This window comes from Paenibacillus sp. sgz302191, from assembly GCF_057749925.1.
In genome coordinates, this window is the sequence record NZ_JBYLHY010000013.1 from 181,646 (window position 1) to 195,690 (window position 14,045).

21 protein-coding genes are annotated in these 14,045 nt (G+C 47.5%); 17 read left to right on the top strand and 4 right to left on the bottom strand.

Going from position 1 to position 14,045, the window contains the following annotated elements:
- Positions 1–110 precede the first annotated feature (110 nt).
- From AC3G2T_RS20035 to AC3G2T_RS20095, 13 genes are all read left to right on the top strand, one after another.
- Positions 111–347: a helix-turn-helix domain-containing protein gene (locus AC3G2T_RS20035; protein ID WP_474681550.1), complete on the top strand. Its 237-nt coding sequence runs from the start codon at positions 111–113 to the stop codon at positions 345–347.
- Entirely contained in the window at positions 344–640 is a 297-nt protein-coding gene (locus tag AC3G2T_RS20040; RefSeq protein ID WP_474681549.1) for a hypothetical protein, read from the top strand. Before AC3G2T_RS20035 ends, AC3G2T_RS20040 begins: the two co-directional genes overlap by 4 nt.
- Entirely contained in the window at positions 633–854 is a 222-nt protein-coding gene (locus tag AC3G2T_RS20045) for a hypothetical protein (RefSeq protein WP_474681548.1), read from the top strand. The genes AC3G2T_RS20040 and AC3G2T_RS20045 overlap by 8 nt, the downstream gene beginning before the upstream one ends.
- Entirely contained in the window at positions 851–1,192 is a 342-nt protein-coding gene (locus AC3G2T_RS20050; RefSeq protein WP_474681547.1) for a cold-shock protein, read from the top strand. The genes AC3G2T_RS20045 and AC3G2T_RS20050 overlap by 4 nt, the downstream gene beginning before the upstream one ends.
- Complete coding sequence (locus tag AC3G2T_RS20055) at positions 1,189–1,641, top strand: hypothetical protein (protein WP_474681546.1); 453 nt, start codon at positions 1,189–1,191, stop codon at positions 1,639–1,641. The genes AC3G2T_RS20050 and AC3G2T_RS20055 overlap by 4 nt, the downstream gene beginning before the upstream one ends.
- Positions 1,610–2,242 (top strand): hypothetical protein, encoded by a 633-nt coding sequence (locus AC3G2T_RS20060; RefSeq protein ID WP_474681545.1) that lies wholly within the window; start codon positions 1,610–1,612, stop codon positions 2,240–2,242. Before AC3G2T_RS20055 ends, AC3G2T_RS20060 begins: the two co-directional genes overlap by 32 nt.
- Entirely contained in the window at positions 2,242–2,424 is a 183-nt protein-coding gene (locus AC3G2T_RS20065; RefSeq protein ID WP_474681544.1) for a hypothetical protein, read from the top strand. Before AC3G2T_RS20060 ends, AC3G2T_RS20065 begins: the two co-directional genes overlap by 1 nt.
- 48 nt (positions 2,425–2,472) lie before the next feature.
- On the top strand, positions 2,473–2,805 hold the full coding sequence (locus AC3G2T_RS20070) for a hypothetical protein (protein WP_474681543.1): 333 nt from the start codon (positions 2,473–2,475) through the stop codon (positions 2,803–2,805).
- Positions 2,806–2,870: 65 nt separating this feature from the next.
- Positions 2,871–3,269 (top strand): phage tail assembly chaperone, encoded by a 399-nt coding sequence (locus AC3G2T_RS20075; RefSeq protein WP_474681542.1) that lies wholly within the window; start codon positions 2,871–2,873, stop codon positions 3,267–3,269.
- Between the two features lie 14 nt (positions 3,270–3,283).
- On the top strand, positions 3,284–3,430 hold the full coding sequence (locus tag AC3G2T_RS20080; RefSeq protein ID WP_474681541.1) for a hypothetical protein: 147 nt from the start codon (positions 3,284–3,286) through the stop codon (positions 3,428–3,430).
- Positions 3,431–3,499: 69 nt separating this feature from the next.
- The gene (locus tag AC3G2T_RS20085) at positions 3,500–5,167 is read left to right on the top strand and encodes a tape measure protein (protein WP_474681540.1); all 1,668 of its coding nucleotides are present in this window, start codon (positions 3,500–3,502) and stop codon (positions 5,165–5,167) included.
- 53 nt (positions 5,168–5,220) lie between these two features.
- Positions 5,221–5,850, top strand: a complete 630-nt coding sequence (locus AC3G2T_RS20090; RefSeq protein WP_474681539.1) for a hypothetical protein — start codon at positions 5,221–5,223, stop codon at positions 5,848–5,850.
- Positions 5,851–5,863: 13 nt separating this feature from the next.
- Entirely contained in the window at positions 5,864–6,319 is a 456-nt protein-coding gene (locus AC3G2T_RS20095) for a phBC6A51 family helix-turn-helix protein (protein ID WP_474681538.1), read from the top strand.
- Between the two features lie 732 nt (positions 6,320–7,051).
- Here the strand turns inward: AC3G2T_RS20095 and AC3G2T_RS20100 are convergent.
- The 3 genes from AC3G2T_RS20100 to AC3G2T_RS20110 all read right to left on the bottom strand — a co-directional run bounded on the left by AC3G2T_RS20100 (position 7,052) and on the right by AC3G2T_RS20110 (position 9,112).
- Positions 7,052–8,095, bottom strand: a complete 1,044-nt coding sequence (locus AC3G2T_RS20100; RefSeq protein ID WP_474681537.1) for a tyrosine-type recombinase/integrase — start codon at positions 8,093–8,095, stop codon at positions 7,052–7,054.
- A gap of 346 nt (positions 8,096–8,441) precedes the next feature.
- On the bottom strand, positions 8,442–8,735 hold the full coding sequence (locus AC3G2T_RS20105) for a type II toxin-antitoxin system HicB family antitoxin (protein WP_474681536.1): 294 nt from the start codon (positions 8,733–8,735) through the stop codon (positions 8,442–8,444).
- Between the two features lie 53 nt (positions 8,736–8,788).
- Positions 8,789–9,112 (bottom strand): YciI family protein, encoded by a 324-nt coding sequence (locus AC3G2T_RS20110; RefSeq protein ID WP_474681535.1) that lies wholly within the window; start codon positions 9,110–9,112, stop codon positions 8,789–8,791.
- A 311-nt stretch (positions 9,113–9,423) separates the two neighbouring features.
- On the opposite strand from AC3G2T_RS20110, the gene AC3G2T_RS20115 reads away from it, so the two are divergent.
- Positions 9,424–9,684, top strand: coding sequence for a hypothetical protein (locus tag AC3G2T_RS20115; RefSeq protein ID WP_474681534.1), 261 nt, complete (start codon positions 9,424–9,426; stop codon positions 9,682–9,684).
- A 226-nt stretch (positions 9,685–9,910) separates the two neighbouring features.
- Entirely contained in the window at positions 9,911–10,366 is a 456-nt protein-coding gene (locus AC3G2T_RS20120) for a GNAT family N-acetyltransferase (protein ID WP_474681533.1), read from the top strand.
- A 255-nt stretch (positions 10,367–10,621) separates the two neighbouring features.
- Here AC3G2T_RS20120 and AC3G2T_RS20125 read toward each other — a convergent pair whose 3' ends face one another.
- Positions 10,622–12,205 carry a M4 family metallopeptidase gene (locus AC3G2T_RS20125; protein WP_474681532.1) on the bottom strand — a complete coding sequence of 528 codons (1,584 nt, stop codon included), beginning with the start codon at positions 12,203–12,205 and terminating at the stop codon, positions 10,622–10,624.
- Positions 12,206–12,957: 752 nt separating this feature from the next.
- Here AC3G2T_RS20125 and AC3G2T_RS20130 point away from each other — a divergent pair.
- Complete coding sequence (locus tag AC3G2T_RS20130; protein WP_488436645.1) at positions 12,958–13,467, top strand: S-layer homology domain-containing protein; 510 nt, start codon at positions 12,958–12,960, stop codon at positions 13,465–13,467.
- Positions 13,468–13,726: 259 nt separating this feature from the next.
- Positions 13,727–14,014: a hypothetical protein gene (locus AC3G2T_RS20135; RefSeq protein ID WP_474681530.1), complete on the top strand. Its 288-nt coding sequence runs from the start codon at positions 13,727–13,729 to the stop codon at positions 14,012–14,014.
- The last annotated feature ends 31 nt before the right edge of the window (positions 14,015–14,045 follow it).

Genomic DNA, 14,045 nt, shown 5'->3' on the forward strand with positions numbered 1-14,045 from the left:
CGCGCTGTGTCTTTGCGATTTTCTAACGAAATGGGTGTTCCGTGTAAGCGGAGCGCCTTTTTTGTTGTCCGTATGTATAAAAACAATCACAAAGAAGGAGGTTCAATGAGGTGAAACTGAGTCCCGAATCGTTCCGCATTATCCGCGTTGTACATGGGCTGTCACAACGGGAGTTTGCGGATTTGCTCGACTGCTCTGTTTCGACCGTATCTAAAGTCGAAAAGGGCTATCGTAACCTCACGCATGGCATTGAGCGCAAGGTAGTCGAAGAACTTGCGCTGACCGTAGAAAAACTAGCGCGCATTCATACTCTTTACGAGGAAATTAGCGGGGGTGGCCGCCTATGAAAACACAAGAAACGGAAGTACTAGCAATGATCGTAAATCACCGGATTGACGATGGCACGCATGTCGTGATGATATCCCCGCCTGATGCTGACTACGCTTTTCGCGTTGCCCGCTGGCCTGTAGACGAGAAGACTACGTCAGTCGACGCAATTCTCGCGGGATATCACGAGGCATGGGCTTGGAGTGATCGTTTTGACGCAACGGCGGTTTTCGTTTACTCGACCGACACGGAAGCGCTAGGGGAATTTGATCGGCTAATCCACGGAAATGATGAGGAGCCCACCAATGCCTAAGCGCCTAGCGGAAATGACCGCGTTTCTCCTTTGCGACGGCGGCCGGTTCTATCCCGGAACGAAAGGGAAAATTGCCCGGGTTATCACTTCCGATGAGCGGACGCTATTTTATCGCGTTGGCGAGAGCTGCTCGGCGGCCCATGCAGGAGTACTGCTATCGACGCTACTGAACGATCCGAAAGTCAAGCCATTAAAACGGGAGGATTTACTATGAGTGGATATGCGCAAGCAAAAACGTGGTCGGGCGGAGATGCCACAGGCGACATGCTGGATATCGTGCCATTCGAAGGTTACGTAAGGAAGACGGAAGTTAAGCGGGAACGTCCGGCCCGAACGATCAGGCTGACCGGCACGGTTACGAAATGGAATCACGGCCGCGGTTTCGGTTTTATCCGCCCGGACAACGGCGGCCGGGACGTATTTATTCACGTTTCAGAACTACAGCGCGCCGGGATGGACGAACGGCTTACGTATGGGCAGCGAATGACGTATGAATTGCAGATGGATTCGCGCGGGAGAGAGACGGCGATACATGTCGAGGAAGCTCGATGAGGCCGCTATTGCAGATCGTGACGGCTCCGTTTGAGTCCGTACAATTAATCGTGGTTCACGCCTTCGACGATCAAGGCCGCTTCTGCGATCAGATTGTTCGCGAAGATGGCGCTGACGCGATACTCTTCGCGGTGGCCGACTTAATGACCGCACATAGTTTCGAAACGGTCGATATTGAGACAGACGACGAGGGGGCGTTTAAGGCGTTTATCTCGATATCGGGCGTAAATGTGAAGCTCGTATCGATCACGGAATTAACGGCGCTCTACGACGCGCTTACTCCGGCGAACCCGCAGTTCGGCGTTCTTCAAGACCTGTTCGCGCCGAAGTTGAGCGAGCATAAAACGGTAGCAGTCGGAGAGCGGGCGTCCTGGTGGCGGCGTCTATTAACGAAGATAACTAACGGAGGGATACGCGATGATAAAACAGGAACTACGAGAAAAATATAACGTTCAGCACGAGCAATACGGTCTAATTCTTGAGCGCTACCATCAGCACGAGATTGAGGCGGAAACAAGATTGCAAGCCCTGCGCGCGGAACAGGAGCAGCTCATACGAAGGGAGTTTCAAACGGGAGAAGACCTCTCCAGAGAAAAGAAGCTTCTGCGCGGTAAAATTGCCGACGCGGAGGAAGCTCTTGAGGCAGCGGAAACAGAGCACAAACAAGCGTGGGAGTTCGCCCAAGTTGCACAGCAGGATCGGATCACAGTTCGGCAGTTAGTGCTCGATTGGAACGGCCCTTACCGGAGCGCTGTACGTGAAACGGAATTAGCACCGATCGTGGAGCGGATCAAGCGTGCGCGTGAAGAGTACTTGAACGGTATCTTAGACTTTCTTGAATTTAAGTCGGACTACTCTCCGGCATATAGCGATTTACGCGATCTGGCACACGAAGATAATAGGAGCCATCCTGGCAATATGATGTACCCGCATGAAATCGCGGATTACAGCGACTTCCCAAGAATTTCTAATAGCGAGCTTATTGACCTGGAGGCTCGCCGAGAATTACCAAGCGATTTGAGACGAGTAAAAAACGGAGGCAGAAAATAATGACGAACTACAACCTTCTAAAACACAAATTAACTGCGAAAGTGATTGCGGGCGAGAAGATCACGAGAGAAGACGTTACAGCGGCCGCCGATGTAGCGAAAGAAACCGGCTCAATCGAGAATCGCGTGCTTTATGCGACATTGCGGCGGCTGCACGAAGTGAGCGAAAAGGCAGCGGAATAGGTTTCCGTTAGGAAGAATATCGCTTGGGAAGAGGTGAAAGATGGACGTATGGGTTATTGGTGGGAGCGGTTTGCTCGGATGTGTGTGCCCGTGTGTGATAATTTTTTTCAAGGTAAAGGTAACAAGACTATTATCCTAGAGAATATTGCACATTATATAGTTCTTAAAAATCAAGGACCTGGGTCAGTAACGGTCACAACTGGTGATAAATTTAGAGATACAATGGGGCCGATCAAATTAATCGTAGGGGATACGATGATGTTCCGTGTTCCGGCTTTCGACCGCATTAAAATTGAAGCCGGATCGGACACAGCGTACGACGGGCATACAGCGAGAGACCCTGACGAATGGCGGCACTCTGCGGAATATTTATATCGGTAACTTAGCGTAGGAGCTGGCGGGCTCCTTTTTAAAACCAAAACAATAAAAAAAGGGGAAATGAGAACATGGCAAAAACGATCACAACGGACGAATTTTTAACAGCATTCCTAACGACCGACCTCGTACCCGAAAGAGACGTGTATATGAAGCGATTCGGGCTCAATTTTCGGATTAAGGGGCTGGACGGCAAGCAACTCGCAAGGCTGCGTTCTCAGGCGTCTTACCCGACCAAAGGCGGCGGAACAACGGTTGACGAGGAAAAGCTGGCCGCGCTCCTTATCGTGAGCGCTTGCGTTCAGCCTAACTGGTCAGACGCGCAGGTTATCGCACAATTCGGGCCCCTTCCGGAAGATGCGGTACAAAAACGGCTGCTCGCGGGGGAGGCCGCTATGCTGAGCGCAGAAATTCTCGATTTGTCCGGATTTAGTAAGGAGAGCGAGGAAGTCGACCAAGTAAAAAACTAATAAGGGAGGGCGGAATGCCGTATGTGCTTCATGCGGTATTCCAGCGCCACAACCTCCCGCCTGACGAGTTTTACGCGAAGCCTGTAAATGTGCAACGCTTCATTATAGCGTCTACATTGCTGGCGATCGAAGAGGAAGATAGAGCGAAAGGGGAACGTTAACCTTGACGATTGATCAAAAATGGGAACGGTGCGCTCATAAGCGGTCGTTAATGAAAGGATTGATGTAGGATGTTCGACTTAACCGCGCGGCTGCGGCTGATTGACGATTTTAGCCCGAGAATCCGGCGTGTAATCAGCTCCACAAATGCACTCAGCGCGAGCATGAAACTCGGCTCCCTATCGACCGCTATCTTCACGGGTGCGGCGGCGGTTGCTGCAACGAAAATGACGAGCAACGCGCTCAAGCTGGCGTCGGATGCGGAGCAAGCAGGACTTGCCTTTAAGACAATGCTCAAAGACGGTGAGAAAGCGAATCAATTTATCGAGGAAATGACTGATTTCGCCGCGAAGACCCCGTTTGGACTTGCGCAGGTCCGCGACGCTTCGAAGTTGTTGTTAGCGTTTGGGTTCGACGCGAAAAAAGTTATTCCGATGCTGACCGGGATCGGTAACGCGTCCGCGGGGCTGGCGCTAGGCGAGGAAGGAGTAAACCGCATCACAAAAGCGCTAGGGCAAATGAAAGCCAAAACGAAAGTGTCCGCAGACGAAATGCTCCAACTTGTTGAGGCAGGGGTAAACGGCTGGGATATCCTATCGAAGCGTTTAGGCGTATCGACGGCCGAAGTCATGAAGCTGGCGGAAAAGGGACTGATCCCCGCAGACAAAGCGATTAGGATACTAGTCGACGGAATGAACGATCAATTTGGCGGTATGATGGATGAAATGAGTAGGTCGACTAAAGGCCTATACGATCAAATGCATGATACCTTCGATAATCGGATTCTTGTTAGATTTGGTACCGGGATTACGTCCGCACTAAAGCCTCGCTTTGAGAAAATCGTCGATTGGATTAATAAAAACGAAGCGACTATCAATCGTTGGGGCACTAACATTGAAAAAGTGGCGGGATTAGCGGTTGACGCGATTATACGCAAGTTCGAGCAAGCCGGAAACTACGTAAAGACGCATTTTATCGACAATCCGGAGTTTCAGAAGCTGGACACGTTCGAGAGTCAAGTTGACTTCGTCTTCAAAGATATTCAGAGATCGTTTGATAAATGGTATGCAGATACGGGCAACGCGAAATTAAAGAGCATCGCTGCGGACATTTCGTCTACGCTCGCGTCCGGCATTGAGTCTGCCTCAGGGCCGATTACGGATGCTGCGCTTAAGATAGGCGGATCGATCGGAACTGGGTTAATCAACGGACTCAGCGAAACTGTAAAGAATCATCCGATCTTGTCCGGATTAGCTGCCGGGGCGGCCGCGCCTGTTCCCGTACAAGGTAAAGTAGCTGTCGCGTTAGGTGTAGCCGCGCAGGGCTATTCAGACCAAGCCAAATCGGCAATTATGAACAGCGGAATCCCGCAATTTGCTACCGATCTGACCTCCGGCATCCAAAAGATTCCGGGAATGTCCGCTGTTACGAACGCTCTTTCTGAGATGAACCAGAGAATGTCGAGCGATTTAGGTTCGCTATTTGGAGGAAAGGCTACCGAGTCAACGCCGCCGGGCCACGCTGGCGGACTCGATCGCGTTCCTTACGATCGATACCCGATGTACGCGCATAAAGACGAAATGGTGCTCACGCCAGCGGCAGCGGACGACTACCGCTCATCCGGCGGCCGCCGCGGAGGAACTAACGTTAACGTGACGATGAACGGCGTAACGGTGCGCGAGAACGCGGATATTCAACGTATCGCGAAGGCAATTGCCGTAGAACTCGCGGGGAGGTAAGTGGCGATAGCCCCGATATTAGCGATGAGATTAGTGCCAGAGCATTAAAGCGAATGGATAAACGAAAGCAAAGAGGAAATCAGACGGGAAGGGGTGGCGAGGTGTCGGGAACGGCAGACAGACTTAGCCAATGGATTGAAGAAGCAAAGGAACGGAATAGAAAAGCGCGACTAGAACGCGGTCAATTACCGGAGCCTCCGGAAAAGTTCGTGACTTTGCCGCTATCGATCGTATTGGCCGAGCGGTTGAAGCTGTTTTTATTGCCAATCGCAACGAAATACGCGGCCATAATCGCAGAAGATCGGCTGATACCGATTGATACGTCTAAGTTCGAAAGTTATCGCAAAGACATAGAGCTTTTAAACATGTCGATCGGTTTCCATTGCGGATTGATTGCCGTTGGATACCGCATGTTGCTCGGAGTAATGGAAACAGTTAACTCCGCTATTAAAACAGGGATCGAACTTGATACGAATGTTACTCGGAGTCTGCATTTTGCTCTCAAGCTCGCAAGCGGTGATCCGCGGCAAGACGAATACAATCATAAAAGCGATGTACCGCCGTCTGAACAAGCACGCATCATCAGAGCCGAAGTTGATCGACTTAATGCGAATCAAGAAGCATTAGAGACGGAGCTGGCGGCAGCCTGGGCGCACTTTGAAACGATTAAGGACGAGATATAACGGAGGGAATCTGATGACACAACGGAGAAAAGTATTAGAGTCGCAACTAACGCCACAACAACGTAAGGCTGCGCAATTACTCGTTAATAATGAGTGGGCGGAATTGTTAAACGAGAACGGGAAGAAGAAAACGGCGCAAGAACTTGCCGATGAGATTGGAATTGCGCGGTCGACCTTATTCGAATGGAGATCACAGGAGGCATTCGCTGCCTACGTGAATTATCTTACCGATAAGCAGCTCGAAAGTATGCGGTCAGAGGTTAACGTCGCTATTATGAAGCTTATTCGCGGAGGTAGTAACGGTGTGCCGAGCGTAAGAGCACTCGATTTATATATGCGTCGATTCGCGCTATTGACCGATAGAACACTCGTAGAGGACGCACGCGAACACATCGAGACAAGACGGAAGACAGACGAAGAAATTCAAAAGGATATTGCGGCACTGGACGCGATGATAAACGGGGCGTAACCGTACTCTTAACGGGGTGCAGTTGCGCCCCAGTTTTTGCGTTTATTCCTCGTCCAACACCGTATAGGGAATCGGATTAGCTCCGCATATTTTACAGACTAGCGGATACTCGTCGTACTGCAACATTTCTAACTCTTCTTTGTTCACTAAGATAACCTCGGAGTACGGACACTCTTCCGAATATCCTCCCGGATAATCCTCGACCATAAAGCAATCTAATTGTACGCGGAATTGTTTATTAACCGTCATAAAAACACCTCGCTTCCATAGTAGCATTTTCCGAGCAAGTCCGGTAGGGTGAGCGTTGTGCAACCGTCAAAAAACGCTGACATGAGTATGATTGCGCGGGTAGACGTATCCGACAATATCGGACGATAGCGCCGTTTTATCGGGTGGAACTCTCTGGCGGACACGTGCTCTATAACTCAGGGGTCAGCGGTGTATAAACGATGCATACCGTTATGATTACGGATAACGAAGAACCGCATAACGACGGGCTTTTCGCGAGAATGCATATGAGTGTATAACGGGCTGTTTGAGCGTGAAGACGGAGAATGGCGTAGTAGTGCGGATTGCGGGGTTTTTAGCTATTCCGATAAACTACCTATTCGTCGGTTATTCAAGTGTATAAATAGTGCATAAAAACGTAGACCCCCCAAGTGGGGGGCTCTTGTGGCTTCGTTTAGGTGCTCGCAAAATCCGCGCAATATTTTTAATGTCGGGGGTTACGTTTTATTTGAATTTCATTTTACCGCGTTTGCGTTCGTTACCACTATCGATAAGGTTCGCGACAGGACTCGCTTTCTCGTGCTGCTCGTGTAAGTCAGATTTCGTGAACCTAACGTAGACTTGTGTCATTTCAAGCGATGTATGGCCGAGCAATCGTGCTAATGCGATTGGATCGCCGCCAGAACGAAGAAATTTTACCGCGAAGAAATGACGCCAAGTGTGCGGGGATACTCTTGCGTTAATGATGCCGACTTTCTTACCGTACTTTTTCAGCATTTTGCTGAACGAATCCGCGTAATAACGTTCACCGAATTGTGTAAGCCATAAGTAATCGTCTTCATTAACGTTCATGTACGAAATTAATTTTTCCAGCTCTTTAACCGTCTGCTTTGAAATTGGGATGATCCGTGTAGTATTAGTTTTAGTAATTTCGGCACGAACTGTTATTTGGCGTATTTTAAGGTCAACATCCGATATCTTTAGCTGCGTTAACTCGCCGCATCTAAGGCCGGTATCGCAGAGTACGAGCATCATGCATCGATCTCTCAGACCGGTATAAATCCGTGTATTCGGTGCACCTATCAATTTCAATACGTCCTCATCCGTAAATACCTCGAAAGTATCTTTGTCTTCCGTTTGATAATTTACCCCATCCATCGGTGAATATGATATTACACGTTCCCTAACGAGTTGATTGAAAAATATCTTCATATTACGAATGATGTTGTTAACCGATCTAGCAGACAGGCCGACTTCACCGTTAGGGCTGGTCGGATGGTCATCCCATCTCGTCTTTTCGAACGTTAAGTAATGAATATATTCGCGAAGTAAATCCGTGGTTACCGCTTCGTGTTTCTTATCTTCGTACCATTTACGAAATTGATTTAGCGTTTGTTCGTACGCTTGGATCGTTTTAGGTGAACGTTTCTCGATTCGCTTTGCGTAAATATAATCGGATATTGCTTTATTTACGTCAAATTTTACGGGCCTGTCTCGCTTACTAATGAACGTAAATTTCGGATTACTTCTATTAATATTGTGTGACATTTATCGGACGCCTCCATTGCGATAAAGTTTGCGTCATATATTCCGATAAAGTTTATCGCTATTGCGATTGCTGAACGTTTTGTTCCCGTAAATTTTCCGCGCCACTATGCGATTCCTTGACGTATAGTTCCGCTCTGTTCTCGGGACGAATAGCGAATTCATCGCGATGGTGGCGGATAAGCTGAGAATTGAGCATAAGGTGTCGTGAAAGCGGGAATGACGCGGAGTTTGGAAGCTCGCTAAACCACTTGATCGTTCCTTCATGTAACAAACGGGTTAATTTAGCGGCTAGATTTGCTCAGATAACGTAGAAAACCTACCGCGGCTAAACGGTAGGTTTTCTACGTTATTTATTCCGATCGCTTACGCCAAGATACGTTTTAAGCGCATCCTGTAATATATGCGAAAAGTTTACGTGCTGCTCTACTGCGATATCGTCGAGCCATTTCGGAATGGTCAGCGTTTTCTTTACGGACTTGTTCGCCATCTCATCGCGAAAAGGAGTCATCCACACCTCAATGAGTACGATTGCCTGACGCTCATTTTCCTTTTTGATATCAATTACCCGTGCTGGTTCCGGAATATCGTCATTATCACGTTCCATACCGTATAGATGAAGCGCTAAACACTCTTTAGCCATACGCAAGGCTTCATTGTCTGTATCGCCGCAAGTGAATTCTTTAGTGAAGATTGTTATTTGGGTAAGGTTGCCAACATCGGATAAAAGTCCGTAGTCATCACACCCGCTATAACGGCGGGATCTTCTGCGATGAGTTGTGGGACTTGGTCTGCATTTTCAACCTCGATGATGGCGAGCCCGTGAGGATCGTTCGGTTTTCGAATCGGTCCGAAAACCAGAACAATCCCCTGATTCTGTTTATCCGTCCAATAGGCAATGTGTTGGTGCATAACGTTCCGTTCTTCTGCGGTCATATCCTGTGGAAAAGTTGTTCTTGGCGGCGTAGACCATAACATAAAGTGCATTTTTCCCGGATTATTGCTGGTGCTATCCGACATTACGGAAAACCCTCCATTCCATTACCCTAAAATTGTATTTCATACCCATGACGCTCAATGTCAATTATCCCACAAATCCTTTTCGTTATACAAGTAACATAGATGATTCAACGCAAATAGCGTCTGCATTATACAGGCCCGCGTTTTCAGAATGACTCACGGCATACTAGCTAGCATTAACACAGATATGAACGTTACAATACTTGATTTTTCATTGCGAAGATTGCTCCACAAGGTTTATGCTTTTGAGGGGGACTAGCAATTTTGGAACTTGTAAATCGGGCGCATGTGGAAAGTGAGGATTATTTTGAATGGTGGATGAGTACATTTGGGCGATTTTTGTAGCTGAGAATACAGGAGGCTTCCCCAACTTTTATCCGATCGGAATTTACACTTCTCGCGATAAAGCTATCGCTGAACTGGATGCATTACCGAAAAATATGAATTATCATCTCCTCCAGTTGCCCATAAATCGTACGTTTCCTTACTATCATAAGAAGAGCGGCAAACTGATCGGAATGAACGGAATTTACCACGAACATTTTCACTTTAGGGATAATGAGAAGATGTAGCGATTCAGTGACTAAAAAGGCAGGGGAGATACTATGAGGCTAGAAACGGATCGTCTGATAATTAGAGAGTTCTTAATTGAAGATTATAACGCTGTTCATCGTTACGCATCAGATGCCGAGGTTGTTCGATATATGATTTGGGGGCCAAATACTGATGGAACAAAGGGAAATGGCACGATTCATACCAGTATTCGATCTTAGAACATGAATACGTTGGAGGTCGCTCATGAACATTAGAAAGGCCACTGAGAATGACATTGAGTCGTTGATTTTGATGCGGTGGGAATTTACTTTGGAACATCAACCCCATGTACGGGATGATTTCGATCTTTTTGCTGCAAAGTGCCGAGCATTTCTTGAACAAGCTATACTTGGCGAACGCTGGCATATTTGGGTTGCAGAATTGGATGGCATCATAACGTCTCATGTCTATATCCAATTGATCGATAAAGTGCCGCGGCCAGGAAGAAATACATATCCGTTTGCCTACATGACTAACGTCTACACCGACCCAGGCTATCGGTCACGAGGAATCGGTGGTCAACTTCTACATGTGATTCGTGAGTGGGCGACGGCTAGCAAGTTTGAATTCATTATCGTCTGGCCAAGCGAAGAGAGCAGGGAGTTCTATTCAAGGAACGGGTATACGCTATGTAACGATCCCATGGAACTGCATTTGTAACGTACGTGTATTAAGATTAAGGGTCTGTTTCCATTGGTTGAAGGCAAGCATTTCGCGGCTGGAAGATATAAGCGCTCGCATCGGCAAAGGAGCAGTTTTTCTTTAATAAAAGAGGGCTGGCCCTCGCATAACGTTGAAGCGATTGTTTGCACTCGCAAGTGGTTCAATCGACTGCGCTATGACAAGGGCCAGCCCTGCTTTTCATCCATTAATGTTTAACGATTTGTTTCATAAGCGGTGCCGTATTGCGGCGGATTATGATACCCCAACCGCGGAATAAGCATTTTTAACCGCTGTTACTTGACTGGAATTTGCTCCGTACAAGTCGGTTGCCGCCTGGATGGCACTAGCGCGCATAGCTGAGAAATTGGATGTAGGGGTCAGATAGTAAACAAGGGCACGATAATAAATATCTACAGCCGCACTCCGGCCGATTCCGGCTACGGTGACGCCTTTGAACGTACCGCCCTGAGCAAGCAGGTAGAACGCTTTGTTGTTGATTCCGCTGTTCGTATGCACACCGCCGTTGTCAGAGGAACCGGTGTAGCGGTTCGGATAGTAGTCGGGTTGGCCGTACAATGTTGGATTTGACATGGAGCGAAGTGCGTCTCCGGAGACGGAAGGCGTATATACGGCATCGCCGATCAGCCAGTTTTTGGATTCGATCGTATTTCCCATAATATCGGCAATGGATTCGTTTAGCGCCCCGGATTCTCCGTAATAATTTAAATCGGCGGAATACTCGATAACGCCATGGGTTAATTCATGGCCGACTACGTCCAAATCACCGGATAGCGGGATAAAAACAGATCCATCCCCGTCTCCGAACACCATTTGACTGCCGTTCCAAAAGGCATTGTTGTAAGCGGTACTGTAATGAACCGTCGATTTGATCCGCAAGCCGTTGCCGTCCAGGCTGTTCCGGCCGAATTTGGAGGAGTAGAAGTCATATACTTTTTCTGCGTACGTATGCGCGTCTACCGCTGCTCCATCCGTCCAAACATTGTTGGACTTGGTCAGTAAAGTTCCAGGCAGCGAGGTGCCGTTGGAAGCGGTATAAGTTACAATGCCGTTGCCACGGGTGCTATCGAATAATTGGTAAGTCGAACCGGATAAAGTGGTTGTGAACGTTTTGGTGTCGCCCAGTACGCCTGTGCCTGTACCCGTGGCATGCTGCAGCAAGTCGTATTTGAATATAATGCTGCCGTCTTCGGCGCTAATTATATAACGCGTGCGGGTCGGCGTTGGCTCCAGAACGTTGACCTCCGTTATATAGGCGAGCACAGGTTGTCCATCATTTAAGTATACGTTCAGCTCAGCTTTTGGTGTTTTTTGGGGCTCGCCAAGTTTACCGACGATGCTTTCTGTATCTTTCTCGGCAATAGAGATGGCTTGCTGTTCCGTAATTTGGGAAGCGATGCCTTTGGACAACGCTTGATTGTCATCCGGCAGCACACTGCCGAAGAAGGAAGTGACTTTTCCTTCTTTATCAATATGCACCGTCTGCTCCGCGCCATAAACCGGCACGCCTTGAATATACTGCTTTAACCGATAATGCTGTACGCCTGTCTTAGCGTCGGTTTCTTGTTTCACGATTTTAATTTGATCTTTAAGCGCAACGCGTTTGCCAATTTGCAGCTTCTCTTTTTTGCTGTCGAGATACTTCCAAATTTTTTCTTCGCCCGGAGTTCCGTTCGGTGCGCTCCAATTTTCCGCTGTGAACAAGGCAGGAGACCAATCTTTCAGAGCATCAGGCTTGCTCTGCGGAGCCGCTTGTGCGGATTGCACAGCCCCCAGCAAAAATGCACCCGTAATCATAGATACCCATACTTTTCTCATCAATGAATCTCTCCCAACTTAAATGGTTTAGTTTTGTTTTCCCGTTTAAAGGAAACAAATGGTTTGGATACTGCTACTTAAACATCGCCTCCTTTTTTAACCAATGGTCAATATTGGGCTGTACTAGTTTAGTGCGCATCTAAGACTAGCAAGCGCAATGGATAATGATGCAAGATTCTGCATACAAATGCCCATATAAAGGGTTATATGAGAAATAATAACATCATTATGATATATATAGTAACATAAAACTATCAATAATGAAATACATAAAATGGAAATAAATGAGAATTAATTTTGTTGACTATGATTTTAATCACAAGTGGAAGCGATTGCGGCCATTTTTGCTGTGAAAATTAATGTTGCTTTCATGTTCCTTTAATAAAACGGCCGAAAAAAAGGAGTAAGATGGAACTAAGTTCACAATATAGACAAAAGAATAGGAGTGATTATTGTGAAACAAGTTATGAGTTTTTTAAAAGGTTTTCTTTATGCATTTATTGCGATTGGTGCACTGCCGTTTTTGCTGATCCAAAGCTTTCTTGATTTGTAATTCGGTTTTCACATTTTTAAAAAGAATGCCGCTGTTTTATCGGTTTTTAACAACCGGTAAGCAAGCGGCATTTTTTTGATTAAATGGGTCTCATTTTGCTAACCGGGTTAGTTTCCATACATAGGAGTCAAAACGTCCGATTGATTTGAAGGATTCGTGCAAATGCTATGAAGGAAACTAACAGAGGAGTGAGCTAACAATGAAAAAGTTTTATTTGTGCTTATCGGCAGCCGTGTTGTCCATGTCCTTAATAGCCGGATGCACCAGCAACAATATGAGGGCGAGAAGCGTCGATCATTACCGTAATCCTGATATTGCCGCCAGAAATCAAGGCTATGTTCGGCCGCTGGATGTCGGAACGGCGACCCCAAGCCCGACAAATGCTGCCGGCACGGCGCAAAGCATTTTCAGCGATGTTCCAAGCGGACAATGGTATACGGACAACGTCCTCTGGGCAGCCAACTTGGGTTTGGTCAACGGTTACCCGGACGGCACTTTTCTTCCTAATGGAGCGATCACTAGAGCCGAAGTCGTCAAAATTATTCGCTCCCTGGCGGACAAAGGATATATTGTCATACCTTCGGCCACGACAACGCCAGTGCCGACTACGACGCCAACCGCTACGCCTGCAGCAACGGCAACTGGCACTTCGACGCCGACTACAACGCCTGCAGCTACGACAACTGCAACTCCGACCGCGACGCCATAAGCACGCTTAAATAAGCGAATATTCCGCCAAACTGGATACTCCGCATACGTCCATGTTATGATGAATGGTAGTCGGCAGTAGTATATAGGAAAGGTAAACACATCATAATATGGATGAACAAAACAAAAAAAGCGAAAAAAGTTTTCATTTTTTAGCCGTAATTTTAGGCGTAATTGTGGACAATGTAGGGACTTTTTTATCTTCTGCAAGCATAAGCCTCATTTTTTTGTCCACGCAATCTGACAATGAACAAGATCTGATGAAAATTTATTCTTACACGGGATGGCTGGCTGCGTTTTTGGTTATCGGCATGTTTTGGTCTTTCTACGGCGCTTACGTAGCGGCCAAGGTAGCCAAACGGGCCGAGTACTTCAATGCCGGATGCATAGGCGTGATTGGCGCGGCGGTCGGCTTTGATTCTCTGATTTCCAATCCCGGCGTTGCTTTTTGGTACCAAATCATCGGACTGATCGTCATCGTGCCGGTTTCTTTATTGGGCGGCCATGTGGCGTTAAGACGCAAGCATGCGCGGAGCATGAATCGCTAAAAAAAGAGACTCCAGCCTGTAAAGGCGGGTC